The following is a 22,367-nucleotide window of genomic DNA, read 5'->3' as shown; positions in this document are numbered from 1 at the left end:
GACCGTGCCCGCCGCCACCGAAGAAGAAGGCCTGGAGAACGCCGCCATCCTGCTGATGTCGCTGGGCGAGCACGAGGCGGCCGAGGTCTTCAAGCACCTGAGCCCCAAGGAAGTGCAGCGCCTGGGCGAGACCATCGCGCGCATGAAGGCGGTTTCGCGCGAGCGCGTCGAGGCCGTGTTCGACGACTTCGAACGACTGTCGTCCAGCGAGAGCCTGCTGGTGTCCGACAGCAACGAATACGTCAAGGCCGTGCTGCGCAAGGCCCTGGGCGAGGACAAGGCCAACCTGCTGATCGACCGCATCCTGCAGGGCAGCGACGTCACCGGCATCGAGAGCCTGAAGTGGATGGACGCGCAGAGCGTGGCCGAGCTGCTGCGCAACGAGCATCCGCAGATTGCCGCTGCCATCCTGGTACACCTTGAGTTCGACCAGGCCAGCGAGGTGCTCAAGCACTTCACCGAGCGCCAGCGCAACGAGGTGATGGTGCGCATTGCCACGCTGGACGGCATCCAGCCGACCGCGTTGCGCGATCTCAACGAGGTGATGAGCAAGGTGCTGGCCGGCGGCGACCGCACCAAGAAGAGCTCGCTGGGCGGCGTCAAGGCCGCGGCCGAGATCCTCAACATGCTGGGCAATGCCATCGAGACCTCGGTGCTGGACTTCGTGCGCGAGACCGACAACGACCTCGCGCAGAAGATCATGGACAACATGTTCACCTTCGACGACGTCGAGAAGATCGACGACAAGGGCATCCAGGCCTTGATGAAGGAAGTGCAGAGCGAGTCGCTGGTGATCGCGCTCAAGGGCGCCACGCCGGCCCTGCGCGAGAAGGTCTTCAAGAACATGTCGTCGCGCGCCGCCGAGACGCTGCGCGAAGACCTCGAATCGCGCGGCCCGGTGCGGCTGTCCGAGGTCGAGGCCGAGCAGAAGGAAATGCTGAAGATCATCCGCCGCCTGGTGGACGAGGGGCAGATCATGCTGACGAGTGGCGGCGATGACGAGTTCGTCTAAGCCCACGGGTTTCCGCAACGTGCCGCCGCCGCCGGGCTCCAAGGCCGGCAGCGCCTACACCCGCTTCATCCCGCGCGAGGAGCTGGGCGACTTCGCGAGCTGGAAGCCGGGCAGCTTCGCCGGCGCCAAGCCCACGCCCGCCGCCCCGCCCGCGCCCAGCGAACCCACGTCCGAGGAATGGCGCGAGCGCGTCCACGGCGCGCGCCAGTCGGGCTACCAGGAAGGCTACCGCGACGGCATGGCCGCGCTTGAAGGCTTCAAGCAGAGCTTCGCCCAGCAGGCCACCTCGCAGATCGGCGCCCTGCTTGAATCCTTCGACCGCCAGTTCGAGGATCTCGACGGCATCGCCGCCCAGGCGCTGGCGCAATGCGCCGTGCAGCTGGCGCGCCAGGTGCTGCGCACCGAGTTGGAACAGCGACCCGAACTCGTGGCCACCATCGCCGGCGAGGCCGTGCAGGCGGTGATGATGAGCGCGCGCCACATCAATGTGCATGTGCATCCGCTGGACCTGCCGCTGGTGGCCGAGGGCGCCGAAGAGGTGCTGACGGCGCGCGGCGCGCGCCTGCAGGCCGACCCCACGGTGGCGCGTGGCGGCGTGATGGTGCAAAGCGATGTCGGCGCCATCGACGCCCGCATCGCCGCGCGCTGGGCCCAGGCCGCGGCCGCGCTGGGCTCCAGGCTGCCGCTGGACGACGACGGCGAAGAACCGTCGGCATGAGGGCCGCATGAGGGTCTACAGCCGCCTCGAAGACCGCCTGCAGGCGCGCAGCCAGCGCTGGCAGCGCTGGCTGGGCGATCTCTCGGCCTATGCCGCCCTGCCCCAGCCGCTGGAATCGGTGGGCACGCTGCTGCGCGTCACCGGCCTCGTGCTCGAGGCGGCCGGCATCCGCGTGCCGGTGGGCTCGGTGTGCGAGGTGCTGTCTTCGGGCTAGAGCCCGGTGCTGGCCGAGGTGGTGGGCTTCAATGGCGACCGCGCCTTCCTCATGCCCACCGGCGAGCTGCACGGCCTCTCGAGCGGCGCCCGCGTGGTGCCGCGCCCGGCGCCGCTGCTGCCGCCGCGCTGGGGCGTCGAGAACCACCCCTGGCGGCGCAGCGAAGACCGCGGCCTGCACCTGCCCATGGGCGACGGCCTGCTCGGCCGCGTCATCGATTCGCACGGCCAGCCGCTGGACCGCCTGGGCCCGCTGCAGCACACGCGCGAAGAACCCATGGTGCGCCGCCCCATCAACGCGATGGATCGCGACCCCATACGCACGCCGCTGGACACCGGCGTGCGCGCCATCAACGCCCTGCTCACGGTGGGACGCGGCCAGCGCCTGGGCCTGTTCGCCGGCACCGGCGTGGGCAAGAGCGTGCTGCTGGGCATGATGGCGCGCTACACGCGGGCCGACGTCATCGTGGTCGGCCTCATCGGCGAGCGCGGCCGCGAGGTCAAGGAATTCATCGAGGACATCCTGGGCGAGGAAGGCCGGGCACGCAGCGTCGTCGTCGCCGCGCCGGCCGACGCGCCACCGCTGATGCGCATGCAGGGCGCCACCTATGCCACCGCCATCGCCGAGCACTTCCGCGACCGCGGCCTGCATGTGCTGCTGCTGATGGACAGCCTGACGCGCTACGCGATGGCGCAGCGCGAGATCGCGCTGGCGATCGGCGAGCCGCCGGCCACCAAGGGCTATCCGCCGAGCTGCTTTGCCAAGCTGCCGCAGCTGGTGGAACGCAGCGGCAACGGCCTCAACGGCGTCGGCTCCATCACCGCCTTCTACACCGTGCTGAGCGAGGGCGACGACCCGCAGGACCCGATAGCCGACGCGGCGCGCGGCATCCTCGACGGCCACATCGTGCTCAGCCGCGAGCTGGCCGAGGGCGGCCACTATCCGGCCATCGACGTCGAACGCTCGGTCTCGCGCGTGATGACGGCAGTGGCTGCGCGTGAACACCTGGTGGCGGCGCGGCGCATGCGCCAGCTGCTGGCCAAGGTGAACAAGGCGCGCGACCTGATCCAGATCGGCGCCTACCAGCCCGGCCACGACGCCGAGCTCGATGTCGCGGTGCGCATGCAGCCGCAGATGAACGCCCTGCTGCAGCAGGACATGCACGACGCCGCAGCGCTGGACACCAGCCGCGCCCAGCTTGTCCACCTGATGAACCAGACCTAGAAAGGCACACGCCATGACCCAGGCCCTTGCCACCCTGCTCGAACACGCCCAGCGCCAGCGCGACGAGGCCCAGCTCGTGCTGATGCAGGCCGAGGATCTGGCGCGGCGCATGCTGGCCCAGACCGAGCAGTTGCGCACCTACCGCGGCGAGTACGCGGCACGCAGCCCGGCGCGCGGTGGCCGCAGCGCGCCCATCGCGCTGCTGCGCTGCCACATCGATTTCATGCAGCGGCTCGAGCAGGCGCTGGCCCAGCAGCAGCAGCAGGCCGAGGCCGCCGAAGGACGGGCCGTGATGCTGCGCCAGGCCTTGATCGAGCGCGAGACGCGCGTGGCCTCGGTGCGCAAGCTGATCGAGCGCCGCAGCGAGGCTCGCCAGGCCCAGGACGACCGCCGCGACCAACGCCACGCCGACGAGGCCAGTCAGCAGCGCGCCTGGCGGCTGAGCGCCCAGGCCCTGCCGCTCGCCGGCTGAGGAGTGCCGCCATGATCAACTTCCTGCCCCAGACCGGCAGCCCGCGTGTCACCTTCGGCGCGGCCGATGCGGGCGCCCATGCCAACGGCATCGGCACCGCCAGCGACACCGAGGCGATGGAGCCGAACCGCTTTGCCCGCCTGCTGGGCGAGGCCGGCGACAGGCAGGCAGCCGAACCCGCCGCAGAGCCAGCCGCCAAGGCAGCATCGGCAGGGCCCGCCGATGCGGCGCAGGCCGGGAAGGCAGCCCGGGCGGCCGCCGCGCGGGCCGCGCGCTGGGGCCAGGGCCGGCAGGACCAGAGCGCCCCGCACACCGATCAGGCCGCTGGGATGGATGCGGCAACGCCCGCGGGCAGCCGCGCCACGTTGGTGACGGCCAAGGCCGCCGCTGCAGCCCTGGCACGCGCCCAGTCCGAGGCCGCTGCCCAGGGCAGGGCAACCGATCCGCCCCAGGCCGACCCCGGCGTATCGCTGCCCGGCCGGCCTGAGCTCGAGGCCGCCCTCGCCGCGGTCCAGGCCCAGGCCGAAGACCCGCGCCTGCAGGCCACGGCTGCCAGTGACATCGGCACTGCCGTGCCCGCGCCCGAGGCCCTCGCCAATGGCTCGCTCAACAGCGCCGATGCCGCGGCCGCGGCGAGCGGAGCCCTGCTGCCGGCACTGTCCGCCACGCCAGCCCCGGGCCCCGCCGCAGGCGACAAGCCGTCCACGGCGCCGCGGACGACTTCCGCCCTGGGCGCCGCCGCGACACTGCCCACGGCTGCGCGCCCCGGCCCGCAGGCCGAGGCCCGAATCCAGGCTCGAGCCCCTGCCGCCGAGACCGGAGACCCGGCAGCCCCGCGTTCACCGACCGCCGGCCGGGCCGCAGCCCGGCAAGCCGAAGACGAAGCGGCCAAGGCCGTGCCTGCACCGGCCACGGGTGCCGCGGACCCGGCCAGCGCCGACGCAGCCCTGCCCACGGTTCGCAGCGAGCTGCGGGCGAGCCGGGGGCCGAATGCCGACGGCATGGCCACCCGGCCGGCCGCCGAGGGCCGGGCCGCCGTCGAAGGCGCCAGTGCGCCGGCAGCGCCTGCCCCTGCCGCGCCGCAGACGCCGGCCACCACAACGACCGTCCCTGCCCGGGGTGAAGCCCTGCATGCCGCAGCAACCGGCGCCGCCCCGCGTGCGCGCGAGCCGGCCCCATCGGCAGCCAGCGCCAACTCCACCAGCCAGGCCCAGCCCGCCGCCGCGGCGCCCGCGCCCGTCACGCCGCAGCCTCCATCACAGGCCATCCCGCCCCGTGCCGAGGCCAGCCGGCCCGATCAGGAAAGGCGCGCCGAGGCCCCGCAGGCCCTGGCCGCGGCCCCGCGCTGGGCCGAGATGCTGCCGGCCAACGCCGTTGCCGGCGCTGCTGCAGCATTGCCATCGGCGCCCGCCGAGGCCCAGGCGGCGCTGGCCGCCCATCCGCAGAGCGCGGCCTTCGCACCCGAGCTGGGCGCCCAGCTCACGCACTTCGTGCGCAACGGCGTCGAGCACGCGCGGCTCAGCCTCAACCCGGCCGAGCTGGGCCCGGTGACGGTGCAGATCCAGCTCGAGGGCAGCCATGCCCAGATCCACCTCTCGGCCGAACAGGCACCCACGCGACAGGCGCTCGAGCAGGCGATGCCGCAGCTGGCCAGCCAGTTGCGCGAGGCCGGGCTCACGCTCAGCGGCGGCGGCGTCTTCGAACAGCCGCGCCAGGGCCGCGAGGCGCCGGGCAGCGAGGGCGGCAGTGCGGGCTCGCCGTCACGAAACGGCCGCGACAGCGACGCGGCCACACTGGCCGCCATGCCGGCCGCGGCCCTGCCGGCACGCCGCCGCGGCGTCGTCGATCTCGTCGCCTGAACGCCAGGCCGGGGCGGCCTTGCCGCCCCGTTGATGCCCGGCTTTCGCCGCGCTTTTCGGGGCATCCGCCCGCCGGGTCGGTCTCAATAATGGTCCAAAGGCGTCGACAGGCGCCCGCCCCCAGGAGACCCGATGGCCACCGCCCCTGCCCCCGCACAAGCTGCCGCAGCGCCGCCCAAGAGCAAGAAAAAGCTCATCATCATCATCGCCGCGGTGGCGGTGCTGCTGCTGGGCGGCGGTGGCGCGGCGGTCTTCATGATGAAGAAGAACGCGGCCGACGCCGCGGCCGCTGCCGCCGAGAGCGAAGGCGGCGAGGCCGCGGCCCATGCGCCGGCCAAGGCGGCCGCCAAGCACGACCCCAAGAGCGCACCGGTCTTCGTGCCGCTGGACCCCTTCACGGTCAACCTGGCCGACCGCGACGCCGAGCGCTATGCGCAGATCGGCATCACGCTGGAGATCGAAGACGCCCACCTGAGCGACCAGATCAAGACCATGATGCCCGCCATCCGCAACAACATCCTGCTCGCCATCGCCGACCGCACGGCGGGCGAGCTGATGGGCCGCGAGGGCAAGTCCAAGCTGGCCGAGCGCGTGCGCCGCGAGACCTCGCGTGCGCTGGGTGCCGACGTTGAGGACGAAGAGACCATCGCCGCCGAAGAGGCCGAGGCCGCCACCAAGCCGGCGCGCAAGGCCAAGAAGCGCGCAGCGGCGCTGCCGGTGAAGGCGGTGCATTTCTCCAACTTCATCATCCAGTGAACCCGGGCGCGCCATGAGCCAGCAAATCCTCTCGCAAGACGAAGTCGATGCACTGCTGCAGGGCATCACCGGCGAGAGCCAGAAGCTCGAGGAAGAAGAAAAGCCCCAGGGGGGGCTGCGCAACTACGACATCGCAAGCCAGGAACGCATCGTCCGCGGCCGCATGCCGACGATGGAGGTCATCAACGAGCGCTTCGCGCGCAACATCCGCCTCGGCATCTTCAACTTCATCCGCAAGAGCCCCGAGGTGAGCATCGGCGGCATCAAGGTGCAGAAGTTCAGCGCCTTCCTGCGCGACATCGTGGTGCCGACCAACTTCAACATCGTGAGCGTCAAGCCGCTGCGCGGCAATGGCCTCATCGTGTGCGACCCCAGCGTGGTGTTCGCCGTCATCGACGCCCTCTTCGGCGGCATGGGCAAGTTCCACACCCGCATCGAGGGGCGCGATTTCTCGCCCACCGAGCAGCGCGTGATCACCCGCCTGGTCGAGACCATCACCAACGAGTACCGCAAGGCCTGGATCGGCGTCTACCCGATAGACCTGGAATACCAGCGCAGCGAGATGCAGCCGCAGTTCGCCAGCATCGCCACGCCCAGCGAGATCGTGGTGGCGACCAACTTCACGCTGGAGATCGGCGAGACCACCGGCTCGATTCACTTCTGCATCCCCTACAGCACGCTCGAGCCCATTCGCGACGTGCTGTACTCCACCATCCAGGGCGATTCGGCCGAGCCCGACCGGCGCTGGGTCAACCTGCTCAAGCAGCAAATCACGGCGGCCGAGGTCGAACTGGTGGCCGAACTGGCGCAAGCACGCGCCACCGTCGAGCAGTTGCTGTCGTTCAAGCCGGGCGACTTCATCGAGCTCGACCTCAAGCCCATGATCCAGGCCAAGGTCGACGGCGTGCCGGTCTTCGACTGCCACTACGGCACGTCCAACAACAAATACTCGATCAAGGTCGACAAACTCATCACCAGCGCCAACCTGAGCTGGATCGGAGAGGCATCGAATGGCCGCTGAGAACGACACCCCCATGTCCGAAGAAGACAAGATGGCCGCCGAATGGGCGGCTGCGCTGGCCGAAAGCCAGCCCGCCAGCGGCAACGAAGTCGCCAGTGAAGTGACCACGGCCGCCGAATCGGTGGCGCCGGCAGCTTTCACCAACTTCTCCAACGCTGCCACGCCGGTCAATGCCGCGGGCCACGACCTGAACCAGATCCTGGACATCCCGGTCCAGTTGACGGTGGAACTCGGACGCTCGCGCAAACCCCTCAGGGACATCCTGCAGATGGCCCAGGGCTCGGTGATCGAGCTCGAGAACGTGGCCGGCGAACCGATGGACGTGCTCGTCAACGGCTATCTCATCGCCCAGGGCGAGGTGGTGGTGGTGAACGACAAGTTCGGCGTTCGCCTCACCGACATCGTGACGCCCAGCGAGCGCATGAAGAGGCTCAGCCGGACCTGATGGCCATGCCCGCGCCGCTCACGTCGCTGCTGTGGTTCCTGGCCATCATCGCCCTCATCCCGCTGGCGCTGTGGCTGCTCAAGCGCTCGCCGCTGGCCGGCGGCGGCAGCGGCCCGGCCGGCACGCCGCGGGCACTGGCCGTGCTGCCGCTGGCGGCGCAGCAGCGCCTGGTGACGGTGGAAGTGGGCCAGGGTGACGAACGCCGCTGGCTGGTGCTGGGCGTCTCGCCCCAGGCCATCCACCTGCTGCACACGATGAAGCCCGAGGCCGGCTTCGAGCCGCCGCCCGAGCCGGCCGCGCCCTTTGCGCAGCTGATGTCACGCCTGAACGCCACCCGCGCCGGTGACCGCAATGCGGGCTAGAAGCCTCGCCGTCCTGGCCGCCGCCGCACTGGCAGCCGGCAGCGCCTGGGCCCAGCAGGCCGGCACCCTGCCGCTGCTCACCGCCCAGGGGCCGGGCGGCACCAGCTATTCGGTGCCCATCCAGACCCTGCTCTTCTTCACCGCCCTGAGCTTCCTGCCCGCGGTGCTGCTGCTGATGACGGCCTTCACGCGCATCGTCATCGTGCTGAGCCTGCTGCGCCAGGCCATGGGCACGCAGGCGGCGCCGCCCAACCAGGTCATCGTCGGGCTCTCGCTCTTCCTCACCTTCTTCGTCATGTCGACCACCTTCGACAAGGTCTACGAGCAGGCCTATGCGCCCTATGCCGCCGGCACCCTGGCCGCCGAGCAGGCGCTGGACGCCGGCATCAAGCCGCTGCGCGAGTTCATGCTCAAGCAGACGCGCCAGAGCGACGTGCAGTTGTTCGCGCGCCTGGCCAAGCTGCCGCCCGAAGTGAAGGGCGAGGAGGTGCCGCTGAAGGTGCTGGTGCCGGCCTTCGTGACGAGCGAATTGAAGAGCGCCTTCCAGATCGGCTTCATGATCTTCATCCCCTTCCTCGTCATCGACATGATCGTCGCCAGCGTGCTGATGAGCTTGGGCATGATGATGCTGAGCCCGGTGCTGGTGGCCCTGCCCTTCAAGCTCATGCTCTTCGTGCTGGCCGATGGCTGGAACCTGCTGCTGGGCTCACTCGCGGCCAGCTTCGTCACCTAGAAGGCCTGCAATCATGGAAGCGCAACAAGTTCTCAGCGCCGGCCAGCAAGGCCTGCTTGTGCTGCTGATGGTGGCCGCCCCGGTGCTGCTGGTGGTGCTGGTGGTGGGCCTGGTGGTCAGCATCTTCCAGGCCGCCACGCAGATCAACGAGGCCACGCTGAGCTTCGTGCCCAAGATCGTCGGCGCCGCCGTCGTGCTGGCCGTGGCCGGGCCCTGGATGCTGGCGACGTTGGTCGAATACCTGCAGCGCACGCTGCAGGCCATACCGGCCGCCGTCGGCTAGCCATGATCACGCTCAGCGAGGCGCAGATCCTGGATTGGGTCACGCCGCTGCTGTGGCCCTTCTTGCGCGCGCTGGCGCTGTTCGCGGCGCTGCCGGTGCTGGGCACGCGCATGGTGCCGGCGCGCGTTCGCATCGGCCTCGCCGCCTTCATCGCGCTGGCGCTGCAAGGCAATCTGCCGGCCTTCGCGCCGGTGGCGCTGGCTTCGCCGCCGGCCCTGCTGCTGGTGGCGCAGCAGGCGGTCATCGGCCTGGCGCTGGGCTTCTCGGTGCGGCTGGTGTTTGCCGCGGTGGAATACGCGGGCGAGATCGTCGGCCTGCAGATGGGCCTGAACTTCGCCGGCTTCTTCGACCCCATCTCGGCGTCTACCGCCACCGCCAGCAGCCGCTTTTTCGGCACCACCGTGTCGTGGCTGTTCATCGTCGTCAACGGTCACCTGCTGGTGATTGCGGCGCTGGCGCAGAGCTTCGTCGCATTCCCCATAGCCCCCGAACCCTTTGCCTTTCTGCGCGACGCCCAGCCGCAGCGCTGGGGCGCTGAAATCTTTGCCACCGGGCTGTGGATCGCGCTGCCGCTGGTGACCATGCTGCTCTTCGTCAACCTGGTGCTGGGCGCCATCTCGCGCGTGGCGCCGCAGATCAACATCTTCGCCATCGGTTTCCCGGTCACACTGGGGGTGGGCCTGCTGGGCCTGATGCTGACCCTGCCGATGCTGGAACAGCCCTTCACGATGACCTTGATGCGCCTGCTGGAGCAGTTCGGTTAGTGTCCTGAGTTGGAAGTTCATTGAAGCATCCTGCCGAGAAACGACCGCATCCGTCGTTGCGGTGCTCGCCGGGGGTCTACCCCGGCTGCGCGCCGCGCCCAGGCTGCGGCCGTTTTCGACAGGATGCGCCAGCGCTTGATGCTTCGTCCACGCTTCATCAACGAACCTCCAACTCAGGACACTAGCGCCAGGAGCGAGCGGCCATGAAGATCCACTTCCTCGGTGCCGCCGACGGCGTGACCGGCTCGCGCCACCTCGTCGAATCAGCGGGTTCGCGCATCCTGCTCGACTGCGGCATGTTCCAGGGCTGGAAGCTGCACCGCGAGCGCAACTGGTCCCTGCCCGAGGCGCTGCGCGAGCTGGACGCGGTGGTCATCAGCCACGCCCACCTCGACCACAGCGGCTGGCTGCCGGCCCTGGTGCGCCACGGCTACAAGGGCCCGGTCTACGCCAGCCCCGCCACCTGTGCGCTGGCGCGCGTGCTGCTGCTCGACAGCGCCCACCTGCAGGAAGAAGACGCGCGCCGCGCCAACCGCCACGGCTACAGCCGCCATGCCAAGGCGCTGCCGCTGTACACGCGCGCCGATGCCGAACGGGCATTGGCGCTGATGAAGCCGCTGCCGCCCGGGCGCGAAATCTTGCTCGGCCGCCACAAGCTGGCGCTCAGCCGCGCCGGCCATCTGCTGGGCGCCTGCAGCGTGAGCCTCAGCGAGCCCGGCCGCGAAGGCCTGCGCCTGGTGTTTTCGGGCGATCTCGGGCGCCAGCACGACCTGCTGATGCCGCCGCCGCAGCCGGCGCCGGCGGCCGACGTGATGATCGTCGAATCGACCTATGGCAACCGCCTCCACCCCGAGGCCGACCCGGCGCCGTTGCTGGCCGACATCGTCAAGCGCACGGTGCAGCGCGGCGGCTCGGTGCTGCTGCCGGCCTTTGCCGTGGGCCGCGCCCAGGCCCTGCTGCTGCTGTTGCAGCGCCTGCGCCGCAGCGGCGCCATCGCGGCCGAGATCCCGATCTTCCTCGACAGCCCCATGGCCCAGGCCGCCACCGCGCTCTACCGCGGCCAGGGCCGGCTGCTGCGCGTGCCGGCGCGCGAGCTGCGCGGCCTGTGCGACGGCGTGCGCATGGTCGAGACGGCGCAGCAGTCGATGCGGCTGGCGGCGGCGCGCTTCCCGGCCATCATCATCTCGGCCAGCGGCATGGCCACCGGCGGGCGCGTGCTGCACCACCTCAAGGCGATGGCGCCCGAGCACCGCCACAGCATCGTGCTGGCCGGCTTCCAGGTCGGCGGCAGCCGCGGCGCCCGCCTGCTGGCCGGCGAGCGCGAGCTGCGCATCCACGGCGAGATGGTGCCGGTGCGCGCCGAAGTGAGCCGGCTCGAAGGCCTCTCGGGCCACGCCGACCGCGGCGAGCTGCTGGCCTGGCTGGGCGCGCTGCACCCGGCGCCGCGTGCGACCTTCGTCGTCCATGGCGAGCCCGACGCCGCCGATGCGCTGCGCGGGGCCATCCAGCAGCAACTGGGCTGGGCCGTGCGCGTGCCCCAGCACGGCGAGGCGGCAGAGGTCTAGCGCCCCCATGGACGCGGGCCCGACCCTCGCCGGCGGCGATCTGCTGGGCCTGGCCGCGGCCCTGGGCGGGGCGCTGCTGATCGGCCTGGAGCGCGAGCGCCGCAAGCGCCGCGGCCCCGAGCGCAAGGCGGCCGGCATCCGCAGCTTCGCGCTGGCCGGCTTCTGCGGCGGCCTGGCCCAGCTGACGCGGCAGCCGCTGCTGGTGGCCCTGGGCGCGCTGGCCGTGGCCCTGCTGGCCAGCGCCGCCTACTGGCGCAGCCAGCAGCACAAGACGCCCGATGCCGACCCCGGCCTCACCACCGAGCTGGCCCTCTTCGTCACCTACCTGGTGGGCGTGCTCGCGGTGCAGCAGCCGGCCCTGGGCGCAGCCGCTGCGGCCATCGTCGCCGGCCTGCTGGCGGCGCGCGAGCGCCTGCACCGCTTCGCGACCCAGATGCTGAGCGAGGCCGAGCTGCACGACGCCCTGCTGCTCGCCGCCCTGGCCCTGGTGCTGTTGCCGCTGGCGCCGGCCCAGCCCCTGGCCTGGCTGGGCGGGCTGGCGCCGCGCACCCTGCTGATGCTGACGCTGCTGATCCTGGCGCTGCAGGCCGCCGGCCATGTCGCGCTGCGCCTGTTCGGGCCGCGCGCCGGGCTGGCGCTGGCCGGGCTGATGTCGGGCCTGGTGTCCAGCACGGCCACCATCGCCGCGATGGGGGCGCGCAGCCGCGCCACCCCGGCTGCCGCCGCCGCCTGCGAGGCCGGCGCCATGATGTCGACGGCCGCCACCTGGCTGCTGGCCCTGCTGATGCTGGCGGCACTGTCGCCGCCCTCGGCGCTGGCCCTGCTGCCGGCGGCGGCGGCCGGCGCCACCCTGGCCCTGACCAGCGGCTTGTTGCGCCTGCGCGCCGCGCCCGCGCTGCCGCCGGAGGCGGTGGCAGCGCCCGGCCAGGGCCCGCTGCGCCCCCGCGAGGCCGTGCTGGTGGCCCTGCTGCTGGCCGTGGTGGCGCTGGGCGTGGCCTGGGCGCAGACGCACTTCGGCGTCGGTGGCGTGCTGGCCGGCAGCGCATTGGCGGCGCTGGCCGATGCCCATGCGCCGGTGGCGGCGCTCGGCGCACGCGCCGCCGCCGGCCTGGTCGAGCCGGGCCTGGTGCGCGACGCCGCGCTGGTGGCGGTGGCCACCAACGCCGTGACACGCAGCATCACCGCCTGGGTGGCGGGCGGGCGCGGCTACGGCCTGCGCGTGGCGGGTTCGCTGCTGCTGTCGACCGCGGGCGCGCTGGGCGCGATGCTGGTCTTCAGATGAAGACGCCCTCGCGCAACCACTTGGTGGCCACCCACTTCTCGCCCGCCGTCACTGGCGCGCCGCCGTGCAGCGTGCGCGTGGAGGGGTCGGGCCGGTCGTAGCTGAAGAAGACCGCATTGCCGCGCACCGGCGCGACCTCCAGGCCGACATCGGGGAAGGTGGTGGCGCCGCCGCCCTCGGGCGTGTTGAGGTACATCACCAAGGTGCCGACGCGCTGGCCGCCGCGCTGCAGGATGCGCGCCGTGCCGGCCTGGGCGGGGTCGAAGTAATCGTGGTGGGGGCGGTATTCGGCGCCAGGCCGGTAGCGCAGCACCTGCAGGCCCTCGCCGTTTTCCAGCGGCCAGCACAGCAGCGCGGCAATGCGGCGCTCGATGCCGTCGATCAGCGGCGTCTCGCCACGCGAGAAAAACATGCCGTCGCTGGTGCGCGCGGCGTTGACCTCGCTGCCGCCGGTGGCGTTGTCCACCGTCTCCGAACGCAGCAGGCGCGGCCCCGCCAGCGCCATCAGGGCCGTGCATTCCTCGTCGCTGAGCAGGCCGCCGAAGACCACCACGCGCGGCCGCTTCAAGGTGGTCAGCACGCGCACCTCATGGCCCTCGGCGCTGAGGCGCGTCGGCGCGGCCTCCAGCGCCGGCTCGGGCACGGGCGCGCCGGAGGCCGGCGCCGCGGTGACCGTGTGGCCGACCTGCTGCAGGCGCTCGCGCAGCGTCTGCTCCATCGCCGCCACCGCCGTGTCCTCGTCCCAACCGCTGTTGCGCATGGCCGCCAGCACATCGGCGGGCTGGCAGCCGGCCAGGGCTTGGTCGAGTATCCATTGCCGGAGCTCCGGCGTGATCGCCTGGGTCGTCATCGTCGCCACCATGGGCGCATTCTGGCAGGCCGGCGCGGGCCGCCGCTGCAAATCAGGCCCGACTAAGTCTCGGCGCGGCGGCGGAAGACGAGTCGTTCGGGTGCCGAGGCAGCGGCGTCGAAGGCGTAGCCGGCAGCCGCAAAGTCCAGCACGTCCTCGGGCCGGGTGGCGCGGCGCGCAATGGCGTGGCGGGCCATCATGCCGCGCGCCTTCTTGGCGAAGAAGCTGATGATCCTGGCGCTGCCATCGGGCCGCACCTCCTCGAACACGCAGTCGACAACGCGGGCGCGCAAGGCCTTGCGGCGGGCCGCGCGGGCGTATTCGATGGAGGCCAGGTTGAGAACCACCGGCGACACCTCTTTCGCCTGGCGCTCGTTCAGGTGGGCGGCGATGCGGTCGCCCCACCAGGCGTAGAGATCCTTGCCGCGCCGCGTCTTCAGCGCCGTGCCCATTTCCAGGCGGTAGGGCTGCAAAAGGTCCAGCGGGCGCAGCGCGCCGTAGAGGCCGGACAGCATGACCAGGTGCTGCTGCGCCCAGGCCAGGTCGTCGGCGCCCAGGGTGGCGGCCTGGAGGCCGTCGTAGACATCGCCGGCAAAGGCCAGCAGCGCCGGGCGGCTGTTCGTGGCATCGGCCTGCAACTGCCAGGCGGCATAGCGCGCGACATTGAGTTCGGCCAGTGCCGGCGACAAGTCCATCAGCGCCGCCACCTGGCGCACCGACTTGCGGCGCAGCACGGCAATCAGCGCCGACGCCTGGTCAGCAAACAGCGGCTCGGTGGCCGCGGCGAACACGGGCGCTGGCAACGGGCTCTCGTAGTCCAGCGTCTTGGCGGGGGACAGCAGCAGCAGCATGGGTTTGGCTCGTCGTCAGTCGTCGGGGGCGGAAGGGTCAGCGCCTTCCTGCCGCGCCGGCACCGCGCCCAGCGCGGCCTGCCAGGTGCGCTGCGGAATGTGGTGGGTAAGGCGGTGCAGGCAGCACTCGACCAGCGCCGGGTGCAGCGCGTGGCCGACGCCGCGGGCGATGTCCAGCGTGGCGTCGCCGTTCAGGTCGGCCAGCCATTGCAGGGCCTGGCGCGAGCCGTCGGCCGGGATCACGGCGTCGTCGGCGCCGTGGAAGAGATGCACCGTGGTGAGGCGCGGCGCCGCGGCTGGCGGGCTGACGAAGCAACCGCCGAAGGCCAGCACGCGGCCGGCCAGGCCGTCGTGCCCCACCGCCAGCGCGAGCGCCAGCACGGCGCCCTGCGAGAAACCGCCCAGCGCCGTGGCTGCAGGCCCCACGCCCAGGCGCTGCTGCCCGGCCTTGATCCAGGCCTCCAGCGCCGGCAGGGCGGCGGCCACGCGCTCGGCCCACAGCGCGGGGGTGAGGTCGTCCGTGGCATACCACTGGCGGCCTTCCGTCTGGATGCCGCCGCCATCGCCGCTGCAGGGCTCGGGCGCATCGGGCGCCAGCACGGCGGCTTGGGGAAACTGGGCGCGCAGGGCTTGGGCCAGCGGCGCCATCGCGCGGCCGTCTTCGCCCCAGCCGTGCAGCAGCAGGATCAGCTGTTCAGGAGCGCCGGCCGCGGGCAGCCATTCGAGGGGTGCTTGCATGGGCGCGCATTGTGGCGCGGCCGGCACGGTGTTGGCCCTGTATGCAAACCGCTTCATATCGCCAAGATGGCCGCCGCAGCCGAAACTGAGGCATGGCCGTCAAGCCCCTGCCGTCATCGACACCGAAGCGCGCCCCGCGGGCCGCAGCGGCTGGCCAAGCCCGGCTGACGCTGAGCCTGCCCGAGGACACGGTGCGCCGGCTCGCGGAAGTGGCGCAACAGCGCGGCGTGAGCCTGGACAGCCTGTTCGAGGAGATGGCGACGCTGACGCTGTTCGAGGCCGACATCACGCGGCGCTTTGCGGCGCCGGAAACCAGCGACGCCTGAACGGACGGCCCAAGCTCATCCCACTTCAGCGGAAATCGCGGCTGTGCGTGGCCAAGCCCTGCAGCAGCGCGCTGTGGTCGACCAGCTGGCGCGCCACCAGATGGCGCACGCTGTGCTCGCCTTCGCCCTGGCGCTGCCAGATGCCATAGACCGTGAGCAGGGTGCTGGCCAGCAGGGCGCGGCGCTGCGCCGCGGCCACCGCGGGCCAGATGATGACGTTGACGGCGCCGGTCTCGTCTTCCAGCGTCACGAAGACCACGCCCTTGGCCGTCTGCGGGCGCTGGCGGTGGGTGACAAGGCCGCTGGCGCGCGCCAGGCGGCCGTCGGGGTAGTGGCGCAGCACCGCCGCCGGCTGCACCTTGAAGGCGGCCAGCTGGCTGCGCAGCAGCGCCAGCGGGTGCTGGCCCAGGCTGAGCCCGGTGGCGCGGTAGTCGGCCAGCACGGTGGCGGCGGCGCCGGGCGCTGCCAGCGCGGCGATGGCCTCGTGCGTGCGCGTGCTGCGCAACAGGGCCGTGGCACGGGTGTCAACGCCGGCCACGGCCCAGGCGGCCTGGTGGCGGTGGCCACTGAGTGGCCGCAGCGCATCGGCGCGGGCCAGCAGCTGCAGCGCGTGGGCATCGAGCCGGGCGCGGCGGGTCAGGTCTTCTGCACTTTCGAAGGGCGCCTGGGCGCGCGCCGCGACGATGCGCTCGGCGGCATCCCGCGGCAGGCCGGTGATGCGGCTGAAGCCCAGGCGCACGTCACGCAGCGGTGAGCCCGCGCCTTCGAGTTCACTGTCCCAGACGCTGAGGTTGACCTCCACCGGCAGCACGCGCACGCCGTGCTCGCGCGCATCGCGCACCAGCTGGGCCGGCGCGTAGAAGCCCATGGGCTGGCTGTTGAGCAGGGCGGCCAGAAAGGCATCGGGATGGTGGCATTTGAGCCAGGCGCTGACATAGACCAGCAGCGCAAAGCTGGCGGCATGGCTCTCGGGGAAGCCGTATTCGCCGAAGCCCTGGATCTGCTTGAAGATGCGCTCGGCATAGTCCAGCGCGTAACCCTTGGCCACCATGCGGCCGACCAAACGCTCGTGAAAGGGCCCGAGGCCGCCCTTGCGCTTCCAGGCCGCCATCGCGCGGCGCAGCTGGTCGGCCTCGCCGGGCGTGAAGTCGGCGGCCAGGATGGCGAGCTGCATCACCTGCTCCTGGAAGATGGGCACGCCCAGGGTGCGCTCGAGCGCGCGCCGCACCTCGTCGCTGGGGTAGTCAGCTGGCTCCTCGCCGCTGCGCCGGCGCAGGTAGGGGTGGACCATGCCACCTTGTATGGGCCCGGGGCGCACGATGGCAACCTCGATCACGAGGTCGTAAAACCGGCGCGGCTGCAGCCGCGGCAGCATGCTCATCTGGGCCCGGCTCTCGACTTGGAAAGTGCCCACGCAGTCGCCCCGACACAGCATCTCGTAGCTGGCGGCATCCTCGTGCGGCAGCTCGTGCATCTCAAGCCGGCGGCCGAGCTTGGCGCCGACGAAATCAAGCGCGCGGCGTATCGCGCTGAGCATGCCCAGGGCGAGCAGATCGACCTTGAGCAGGCCCAGGGCGTCGAGATCGTCCTTGTCCCACTGGATCACGCTGCGCCCCTCCATCGCGGCGTTTTCCACCGGCACCAGCTGGGCCAGATCGTCGCGGGCGATGACGAAGCCCCCCGGGTGCTGCGACAAATGGCGCGGAAAGCTGATCAGCGTGGCCGTCAGCTCCATCCACAGCCGGCACAGCGGCGCTTCGGGGTCGAAGCCGTGCTCGCGCAGGTGCGCGGCCTGGGCGGTGCGGCCGCGCCCGCCGCCGGGCCGCCCCAAGGCGGGCGCAGCCCCCTCGGGGGGTGGCGACGAAGGAGCCTGGGGGTCGTCATCCCACCACCCTTGCTGGCCCTTGGCCACGGCAGTGATGCGTTCGAGGTCTATGCCCAACGCCCGCCCGACATCGCGCAGCGCCGAACGTGGCCGGTAGCAGATCATCACCCCGGTGAGCGCGGCGCGGTGGCGGCCGTATTTGCGGTAGACGTACTGGATGACCTCTTCGCGGCGCTGGTGTTCGAAATCGATGTCGATGTCGGGCGGCTCGTTGCGTTCGGCGCTGATGAAGCGCTCGAACAGCAGCGTGGTCTTGGCCGGGTCGACCGCGGTCACGCCCAGGCAGTAGCAGACGGCCGAATTGGCGGCGCTGCCGCGGCCCTGGCACAGGATGCCCTGGCTGCGGGCCCAATGCACGAGATCGGCGACGGTGAGGAAATAGGGCTCGTAGCGCAGCTGGGCGATGAGGGCCAGCTCGTGCTCGATCATGGCGCGCACCGGGGTCGGCTCGCCGCCCGGAAAACGCGTACGCACGCCGTCTTCGGTGAGCTGGCGCAACCAGCTGGCCGGCGTGTGTCCTGCGGGCACGATCTCGCGCGGGTATTCGTACTTCAGCTCGGCCAGCGAAAAGGCGCAGCTGCCGGCGAGATCAAGCGTGGCGGCCAGCCATTCGGGCCGGTAAAGCGTGGCCAGGCGCAGGCGCGAGCGCAGATGGGCCTCGGCATTGGTCTGCAGCGCATGGCCGGCTTCGGCCACCGTGCAGCGCGCCTGGGTGGCCATCAGCACGTCGAGCAGGGGCTTGCGCGAGCGCGCATGCATGCGCACGCCGCCCAGGGCCACCAGACGCAGGCCGGTGACGGCGGCGACCCGTTCCAGCGTATCGACCAGCAGGGCATCGAGCGCGCGGTGCTGCAGCACGACGCCAAGGGCGGCACGCTCGGCGCCGAACCAGGTCTTGAGCCACATCGCATGTCCGAACACCGTCTCGAAGGACTGCGCCGCATCGGCCACCAGCAGCGCCAGGCAGCCCGGCAGCCCGGTGAGTGTGGGGGCGGTGGGCACGCGGCCCTCGAGATCGCTGCGCCAGGCGAGGTAGCTGCCCTTGGCCGCACGCCGCCGCGCCACCGTGATCCACTGCGACAGATTGCCGTAGCCGCGGCGCGACTGGGCCAGCAGCACGAGGCGGGGCTCGGTGGGCGCGGCTGGGACAGCCGCTCGCGCCGAGGGCGCCGCAGCAGCGGCCATCGCCGGCGGCGGCGAAAGCCGCATCTCGGCACCGACGATGAGGCGGAAGCGCAGCCGTTCGGCCTCGGCGTGGGCACGCACCACGCCCGAGAGCGAACACTCGTCGGCCAGGGCCAGCGCCGCATAGCCCAGAGCCTGCGCACGCGCCACCAGTTCCTCGGGGTGGGAGGCCCCGCTCAGGAAGCTGAAATTGCTGCGGCAGTGCAGTTCGGCGTAGCCGGGAAGCGGCAGGACGGCGGAGCGGCGCACGGCAGCAGGGACGAGCGATAGGCCGGCAGGGGCTCGCGGGCGCGGGGCGGACGGGGATGGCGCGAGGGTGGGAGGAAGGCCGTGGCGACTGGCGGAGAAGGCGGTGACGAAGGCGAAGAAGAGGATGAACCGAAGGGTGATGAAGAAGGGGCGGCAGCAGGTGGCGCAGCGGCCAGATTGTCCAGCGGGCTGCGCACGGCCCCACCACCCAGGCGCAGCACATGGGTGTAGATCATGGTCGTGCTCACGTCGGCATGGCCCAGCAGTTCCTGCACGGTGCGGATGTCGTAACCGGACTGCAGCAGGTGGGTGGCGAAGGAATGGCGCAGCGTGTGCGGGCTGGCGGCCTTGGCGACGCCCGAAGCCTCGAGCGCGACTTTGAAGCCGCGCTGGAAGCTGGAGTCGAGCACATGATGACGCCGCCATGTGCCCGCCAGTCGCGGGTCTTCGGCAGGCTCGGCGTGCGGGAATACCCAGTGCCAGGCCCAGGATTGGGCGGCACGCGGGTACTTGCGTGCCAAGGCCGCAGGCAGGTGTACGCCGGCCAGCCCGGCGGCGCGGTCATCGAGCCAGACGGCGTGCGCCCGCGCCAATTGCTCGTGCAGCGCTTGCTCGAGCACGGCGGGCAGCATGACGACGCGATCCTTGAACCCCTTGCCTTCGCGCACGACCAGGGCGCGACGATCGAAGTCGACGTCCTTGACACGCAGGCGCAAACCTTCGAGCAGGCGCATGCCGGTGCCGTAGAGAAGGCGGCCAATGAGGCCAAGCGGCGCGTGCGCCAGGCCCTGAGGCCGGGCATCGAGTTCGACCAGCACGGCCTGCACTTCGGCAAGACTGAAAACGACGGGCAAGCGACGCTCGCCCCGCGGACGGCCAATCTCGGTCATCCAAGGCAGTGACTGCCCCAGCACCTTCTGATAGAGAAACAGCAACGCCGACAGGGCCTGCCGGTGCGTGGCTGGCGCAACTTCACGCTCGACCGCCAGCCAGGTGAGAAAGGCCTCCACCTCGGGCCGAGACATTTCCGCCGGATGCCGCATGCGGTGAAACTGGACGAATGAACGCACCCAGCGCACATAGGCCTCCTCGGTGCGCAAGCTGTAGTGCCGCAAGCGGGCGTGCTGCCGAACGAGATCGAGCAGCGGCGTAGCGGGGACTGGATCCGGCATGGTGGCGATCTCTGCTTGTCAGGATACTGTATATTTGTACAGTATCAGCATTCGGCACCCTTTGCCACCCCCAAATGACGGGAAACCAGTCCAGGCTGGATTGCAAGAAAAGCTATCTGAGTTGCTGTTCAATTGGCGGCGGCTGCATCTGCAGTCCATGGCATCTGGCGCTGCCATCGTGGCACTTCGTTGCCGGTCGCCGCAACTGCGGCTAGGGAAGCGCTGATTTACGCGCCTTGCGGGCGCCGCATGGCTGGCGGTTAGCGCTGATGCTGTGGTGTGAACACGGGCGAAGCACCTGGGAGGCTGTTTCGCAGGCATTGGAGGAGGCTTTGCGACCCTTGTTCATGCTGCGCGCGCACTGACCCCTTGGGCCATCAATCGCCGCCTGGCGATGTACAGGTTTACCAGTGCCGCTTGCGCCTTGGCCCGGACCTCGTTCTTGGCAATGCCGCGGTAGCTCACCTTGCGGTAGCCGAACAGGTTCTTAATGGTGAGGAACGGGTGCTCGACGATGGCCCGGACCTGCGCCTTGCGCCGCTCGAACCACTCGAACAAGGCCTTGGCCGGACTTTCGGGCATGGCCTGGATCTGGCCTCGCTTCATGGCGATGTGCGAGTCGATGTCCTTGCGCAGCCGGCCTTCGGCCTGCGCAGCCGTGACCTCCTCGCGCTTGTCCAGCCCGGTGTAGCCGCTGTCGCCGTGGACCTGGCTCTCCTGGCCGCCGTGGCGCAGTTCGTGCACGTGCACCACGTCGGCCTCATGCGCCGCCGTGCAGACAACGCTGTGGATCAGACCCGACTCGGCGTCCACTCCCGAGTGCATCTTCATACCGAAGTGCCATTGCTGGCCCTTCTTGGTCTGGTGCATCTCGGGGTCGCGCATGCCGTCCTCGTTCTTCGTCGAACTGGGGGCAGCGATGATGGTGGCGTCCACCACCGTGCCTTGTCGCATCAGCAACCCGCGCTCGCTCAGGTGCGCGTTGACCTCCGCCAGGATCGCGGCCGTCAAGTCGTGTTGCTCGAGCAACCGGCGGAACTTCAGCAGCGTGGTGGCGTCGGGAACGCTCTCCTGTCCCAGGTCGATGCCGATGAACTCGCGCATGGCCTGGCTGTCGTACAGCGCATCCTCCAGTGCCTCGTCAGCCAGCGTGTACCACTGTTGCAGAAAGTACATGCGCAGCATGCGCGGCACACCGATGGGCGGCCGACCCACCTTGCCGCTCTTGGGGTAGTGCGGCTCGATCAGCGCCTCCAGCCGCGACCACGGCACCACCGTGTTCATCTCGGCAAGAAACCGCTCCCGCCGCGTCTGGCGCTTCTTGCCGGCGTACTCAGCACTGGCAAAGCTTGTCTGCTTCATGGCACCAGCGTCGCAGGCTGCGGCCTCGGCTGCCATCGAGGACTGCCCGGACAAATCAGTGGTTCCTTAGCTCGAACGTTAGGCCGCAGTCACACTCTCGGCTGCGGCTCACGGCGTGTAGAAACCGCAACGGTCATCGCTGGTGTAGACTTCTGTGTAAGGAGTCGCACATGGCAACCAATCTCGCAATCGATCCGGATCTGCTTGACCGCGCACTTGAAGTCAGCGGAGAGAAGACCAAGAAGGCTGCAGTGACCATGGCCTTGCAGGAGTTCATCGCCAGGCGTCAGCAGCGAAAGGTCCTCGAACTGATGGGCAAGCTCGAGTGGGATCAGTCGTACGACTACAAGGCTGAGCGGACGCGAAAATGACGCTCCTTGTCGATACGAGCGTTTGGTCGCTCGCTCTGCGCCGCGATACAACCTCCTCAGATCCTGAAGTTGGGGCACTGAAGGACGCACTTTCCGGTACTGATGTCGTGGTCACGACTGGGCTGGTGCTTCAGGAACTGCTCCAAGGCTTCAACGGCGCAAAGGCTAGAGATCAGATCGTCGGCACCTTTGCAGCTCTGGCACTCATTCAACCCGACCGGGACGACCACATCGGCGCAGCTGAACTCCGAAACACCTGTCGTCGGTCTGGCGTCCAAGTTGGCACAGTAGACGCACTGATCGCCCAGCTATGCATCCGCCATGGCCTCACGCTACTGACTACAGACCAAGACTTTGCGCACGCGGCCAAGCACACGAAGCTCAAACTTTGGTCGGTCCCAGCCCCGCGGCGGCGCGGCGACGCCTAACCACTCGCTCAACCGGACCCGCTCCGGCAAGCGCCGTAAGCCCGGGCTGAGGCACATGATGCATCATCTCAGCCCGGGCTTACGGCGCTTGCCTCCGCAGGCCGCTTAGCTCGAACGTTGATATGGCTTCTTTCTGTCAAGAGGCAAAAGTCAGCCCTCTGCAATTGCAGATCTCATGATTCCCGTTGCCGGACGGGGAACGCGACGGAGCCTGAGGTTGCCACCCGTAATGGATGTGCG

At 70.4% G+C, this 22,367-nt stretch carries 21 protein-coding genes and 2 pseudogenes; 17 read left to right on the top strand and 6 right to left on the bottom strand.

All coding sequences use genetic code 11. The features are described from left to right. The first annotated feature begins 4 nt into the window (after nucleotides 1-4). The 14 genes and pseudogenes from fliG (at nucleotide 5) to JMV16_RS16070 (ending at nucleotide 12,710) form a co-directional block, all read left to right on the top strand. Nucleotides 5-1,012 carry a flagellar motor switch protein FliG gene (fliG, locus tag JMV16_RS16135; RefSeq protein ID WP_201495329.1) on the top strand — a complete coding sequence of 336 codons (1,008 nt, stop codon included), beginning with the start codon at nucleotides 5-7 and terminating at the stop codon, nucleotides 1,010-1,012. Continuing rightward, nucleotides 996-1,730, top strand: a complete 735-nt coding sequence (locus tag JMV16_RS16130; RefSeq protein ID WP_201495328.1) for a flagellar assembly protein FliH — start codon at nucleotides 996-998, stop codon at nucleotides 1,728-1,730. Before fliG ends, JMV16_RS16130 begins: the two co-directional genes overlap by 17 nt. A 7-nt stretch (nucleotides 1,731-1,737) precedes the next feature. Then, a pseudogene (gene fliI / locus JMV16_RS16125) lies at nucleotides 1,738-3,168 on the top strand (flagellar protein export ATPase FliI). A gap of 13 nt (nucleotides 3,169-3,181) precedes the next feature. After that, nucleotides 3,182-3,640 carry a flagellar export protein FliJ gene (gene fliJ, locus JMV16_RS16120; protein ID WP_201495327.1) on the top strand — a complete coding sequence of 153 codons (459 nt, stop codon included), beginning with the start codon at nucleotides 3,182-3,184 and terminating at the stop codon, nucleotides 3,638-3,640. Nucleotides 3,641-3,651: 11 nt separating this feature from the next. After that, a complete protein-coding gene (locus JMV16_RS16115; protein WP_201495326.1) occupies nucleotides 3,652-5,499 on the top strand; it encodes a flagellar hook-length control protein FliK in 1,848 nt (615 codons plus the stop codon). Nucleotides 5,500-5,631: 132 nt separating this feature from the next. Beyond that, a complete protein-coding gene (gene fliL / locus JMV16_RS16110; RefSeq protein WP_201495325.1) occupies nucleotides 5,632-6,255 on the top strand; it encodes a flagellar basal body-associated protein FliL in 624 nt (207 codons plus the stop codon). Nucleotides 6,256-6,268: 13 nt separating this feature from the next. After that, on the top strand, nucleotides 6,269-7,276 hold the full coding sequence (fliM, locus tag JMV16_RS16105) for a flagellar motor switch protein FliM (RefSeq protein ID WP_201495324.1): 1,008 nt from the start codon (nucleotides 6,269-6,271) through the stop codon (nucleotides 7,274-7,276). 13 nt (nucleotides 7,277-7,289) lie between these two features. After that, nucleotides 7,290-7,721: a flagellar motor switch protein FliN gene (fliN, locus tag JMV16_RS16100; protein WP_201495323.1), complete on the top strand. Its 432-nt coding sequence runs from the start codon at nucleotides 7,290-7,292 to the stop codon at nucleotides 7,719-7,721. Between the two features lie 5 nt (nucleotides 7,722-7,726). After that, nucleotides 7,727-8,083: a FliO/MopB family protein gene (locus JMV16_RS16095; RefSeq protein ID WP_201495322.1), complete on the top strand. Its 357-nt coding sequence runs from the start codon at nucleotides 7,727-7,729 to the stop codon at nucleotides 8,081-8,083. After that, nucleotides 8,073-8,816 (top strand): flagellar type III secretion system pore protein FliP, encoded by a 744-nt coding sequence (gene fliP, locus JMV16_RS16090; RefSeq protein ID WP_201495321.1) that lies wholly within the window; start codon nucleotides 8,073-8,075, stop codon nucleotides 8,814-8,816. Before JMV16_RS16095 ends, fliP begins: the two co-directional genes overlap by 11 nt. A gap of 13 nt (nucleotides 8,817-8,829) precedes the next feature. After that, the gene (fliQ, locus tag JMV16_RS16085; protein WP_201495320.1) at nucleotides 8,830-9,099 is read left to right on the top strand and encodes a flagellar biosynthesis protein FliQ; all 270 of its coding nucleotides are present in this window, start codon (nucleotides 8,830-8,832) and stop codon (nucleotides 9,097-9,099) included. A gap of 2 nt (nucleotides 9,100-9,101) precedes the next feature. Beyond that, complete coding sequence (gene fliR, locus JMV16_RS16080; protein ID WP_201495319.1) at nucleotides 9,102-9,863, top strand: flagellar biosynthetic protein FliR; 762 nt, start codon at nucleotides 9,102-9,104, stop codon at nucleotides 9,861-9,863. 203 nt (nucleotides 9,864-10,066) lie between these two features. Then, complete coding sequence (locus JMV16_RS16075) at nucleotides 10,067-11,428, top strand: MBL fold metallo-hydrolase RNA specificity domain-containing protein (protein WP_201495318.1); 1,362 nt, start codon at nucleotides 10,067-10,069, stop codon at nucleotides 11,426-11,428. 7 nt (nucleotides 11,429-11,435) lie between these two features. Continuing rightward, entirely contained in the window at nucleotides 11,436-12,710 is a 1,275-nt protein-coding gene (locus JMV16_RS16070; RefSeq protein ID WP_201495317.1) for a DUF4010 domain-containing protein, read from the top strand. Here the strand turns inward: JMV16_RS16070 and JMV16_RS16065 are convergent. The 3 genes from JMV16_RS16065 to ypfH all read right to left on the bottom strand — a co-directional run bounded on the left by JMV16_RS16065 (nucleotide 12,703) and on the right by ypfH (nucleotide 15,149). Continuing rightward, entirely contained in the window at nucleotides 12,703-13,560 is an 858-nt protein-coding gene (locus JMV16_RS16065) for a 2OG-Fe(II) oxygenase (protein ID WP_201495316.1), read from the bottom strand. The two genes, JMV16_RS16070 and JMV16_RS16065, sit on opposite strands and share 8 nt — an antisense overlap. Before the next feature lie 62 nt (nucleotides 13,561-13,622). After that, complete coding sequence (gene yaaA, locus JMV16_RS16060; protein WP_201495315.1) at nucleotides 13,623-14,411, bottom strand: peroxide stress protein YaaA; 789 nt, start codon at nucleotides 14,409-14,411, stop codon at nucleotides 13,623-13,625. A gap of 15 nt (nucleotides 14,412-14,426) precedes the next feature. Beyond that, a complete protein-coding gene (ypfH, locus tag JMV16_RS16055) occupies nucleotides 14,427-15,149 on the bottom strand; it encodes an esterase (protein WP_201495314.1) in 723 nt (240 codons plus the stop codon). Between the two features lie 92 nt (nucleotides 15,150-15,241). Here ypfH and JMV16_RS16050 point away from each other — a divergent pair, with 92 nt between their 5' ends. Continuing rightward, on the top strand, nucleotides 15,242-15,475 hold the full coding sequence (locus JMV16_RS16050) for a ribbon-helix-helix protein, CopG family (protein WP_201495313.1): 234 nt from the start codon (nucleotides 15,242-15,244) through the stop codon (nucleotides 15,473-15,475). Between the two features lie 25 nt (nucleotides 15,476-15,500). On the opposite strand, the gene JMV16_RS16045 is transcribed toward JMV16_RS16050, so the two are convergent. The 3 genes and pseudogenes from JMV16_RS16045 to JMV16_RS16035 form a co-directional block, all read right to left on the bottom strand. Continuing rightward, nucleotides 15,501-18,794 carry an error-prone DNA polymerase gene (locus JMV16_RS16045; RefSeq protein ID WP_236580549.1) on the bottom strand — a complete coding sequence of 1,098 codons (3,294 nt, stop codon included), beginning with the start codon at nucleotides 18,792-18,794 and terminating at the stop codon, nucleotides 15,501-15,503. Nucleotides 18,795-18,967: 173 nt separating this feature from the next. Next, a pseudogene (locus JMV16_RS16040) lies at nucleotides 18,968-19,966 on the bottom strand (integron integrase); the annotation flags it as partial. A 345-nt stretch (nucleotides 19,967-20,311) separates the two neighbouring features. Then, nucleotides 20,312-21,328: an IS5 family transposase gene (locus tag JMV16_RS16035; RefSeq protein WP_201495643.1), complete on the bottom strand. Its 1,017-nt coding sequence runs from the start codon at nucleotides 21,326-21,328 to the stop codon at nucleotides 20,312-20,314. Nucleotides 21,329-21,498: 170 nt separating this feature from the next. On the opposite strand from JMV16_RS16035, the gene JMV16_RS16030 reads away from it, so the two are divergent. Together JMV16_RS16030 and JMV16_RS16025 are read left to right on the top strand one after the other, a co-directional pair. Next, nucleotides 21,499-21,699 (top strand): type II toxin-antitoxin system VapB family antitoxin, encoded by a 201-nt coding sequence (locus JMV16_RS16030; protein WP_201495311.1) that lies wholly within the window; start codon nucleotides 21,499-21,501, stop codon nucleotides 21,697-21,699. Continuing rightward, nucleotides 21,696-22,127 (top strand): PIN domain-containing protein, encoded by a 432-nt coding sequence (locus tag JMV16_RS16025; protein ID WP_201495310.1) that lies wholly within the window; start codon nucleotides 21,696-21,698, stop codon nucleotides 22,125-22,127. Before JMV16_RS16030 ends, JMV16_RS16025 begins: the two co-directional genes overlap by 4 nt. Nucleotides 22,128-22,367 lie beyond the last annotated feature (240 nt).

This window comes from Rubrivivax sp. A210 (genome assembly GCF_904426505.1).
GTDB lineage: Bacteria > Pseudomonadota > Gammaproteobacteria > Burkholderiales > Burkholderiaceae_C > Rubrivivax.
The sequence above is the reverse complement of the archived record's forward strand: the minus strand, read 5'-3'. Positions and strand labels throughout refer to the sequence as shown.

Excerpts from the sequence above, each read along its gene's own strand:
- fliR (WP_201495319.1), top strand. The coding sequence starts at position 9,102 with ATGATCACGCTCAGCGAGGCGCAGATCCTGGATTGGGTCACGCCGCTG.
- fliP (WP_201495321.1), top strand. The coding sequence starts at position 8,073 with ATGCGGGCTAGAAGCCTCGCCGTCCTGGCCGCCGCCGCACTGGCAGCC.
- fliM (WP_201495324.1), top strand. The coding sequence starts at position 6,269 with ATGAGCCAGCAAATCCTCTCGCAAGACGAAGTCGATGCACTGCTGCAG.
- JMV16_RS16070 (WP_201495317.1), top strand. The coding sequence starts at position 11,436 with ATGGACGCGGGCCCGACCCTCGCCGGCGGCGATCTGCTGGGCCTGGCC.
- fliJ (WP_201495327.1), top strand. The coding sequence starts at position 3,182 with ATGACCCAGGCCCTTGCCACCCTGCTCGAACACGCCCAGCGCCAGCGC.
- JMV16_RS16065 (WP_201495316.1), bottom strand. The coding sequence starts at position 13,560 with ATGACGACCCAGGCGATCACGCCGGAGCTCCGGCAATGGATACTCGAC.
- fliL (WP_201495325.1), top strand. The coding sequence starts at position 5,632 with ATGGCCACCGCCCCTGCCCCCGCACAAGCTGCCGCAGCGCCGCCCAAG.
- JMV16_RS16030 (WP_201495311.1), top strand. The coding sequence starts at position 21,499 with ATGGCAACCAATCTCGCAATCGATCCGGATCTGCTTGACCGCGCACTT.
- fliQ (WP_201495320.1), top strand. The coding sequence starts at position 8,830 with ATGGAAGCGCAACAAGTTCTCAGCGCCGGCCAGCAAGGCCTGCTTGTG.
- JMV16_RS16035 (WP_201495643.1), bottom strand. The coding sequence starts at position 21,328 with ATGAAGCAGACAAGCTTTGCCAGTGCTGAGTACGCCGGCAAGAAGCGC.
- JMV16_RS16115 (WP_201495326.1), top strand. The coding sequence starts at position 3,652 with ATGATCAACTTCCTGCCCCAGACCGGCAGCCCGCGTGTCACCTTCGGC.
- JMV16_RS16095 (WP_201495322.1), top strand. The coding sequence starts at position 7,727 with ATGCCCGCGCCGCTCACGTCGCTGCTGTGGTTCCTGGCCATCATCGCC.
- fliN (WP_201495323.1), top strand. The coding sequence starts at position 7,290 with ATGTCCGAAGAAGACAAGATGGCCGCCGAATGGGCGGCTGCGCTGGCC.
- JMV16_RS16025 (WP_201495310.1), top strand. The coding sequence starts at position 21,696 with ATGACGCTCCTTGTCGATACGAGCGTTTGGTCGCTCGCTCTGCGCCGC.
- JMV16_RS16130 (WP_201495328.1), top strand. The coding sequence starts at position 996 with ATGACGAGTTCGTCTAAGCCCACGGGTTTCCGCAACGTGCCGCCGCCG.
- ypfH (WP_201495314.1), bottom strand. The coding sequence starts at position 15,149 with ATGCAAGCACCCCTCGAATGGCTGCCCGCGGCCGGCGCTCCTGAACAG.
- JMV16_RS16050 (WP_201495313.1), top strand. The coding sequence starts at position 15,242 with ATGGCCGTCAAGCCCCTGCCGTCATCGACACCGAAGCGCGCCCCGCGG.
- yaaA (WP_201495315.1), bottom strand. The coding sequence starts at position 14,411 with ATGCTGCTGCTGCTGTCCCCCGCCAAGACGCTGGACTACGAGAGCCCG.
- JMV16_RS16075 (WP_201495318.1), top strand. The coding sequence starts at position 10,067 with ATGAAGATCCACTTCCTCGGTGCCGCCGACGGCGTGACCGGCTCGCGC.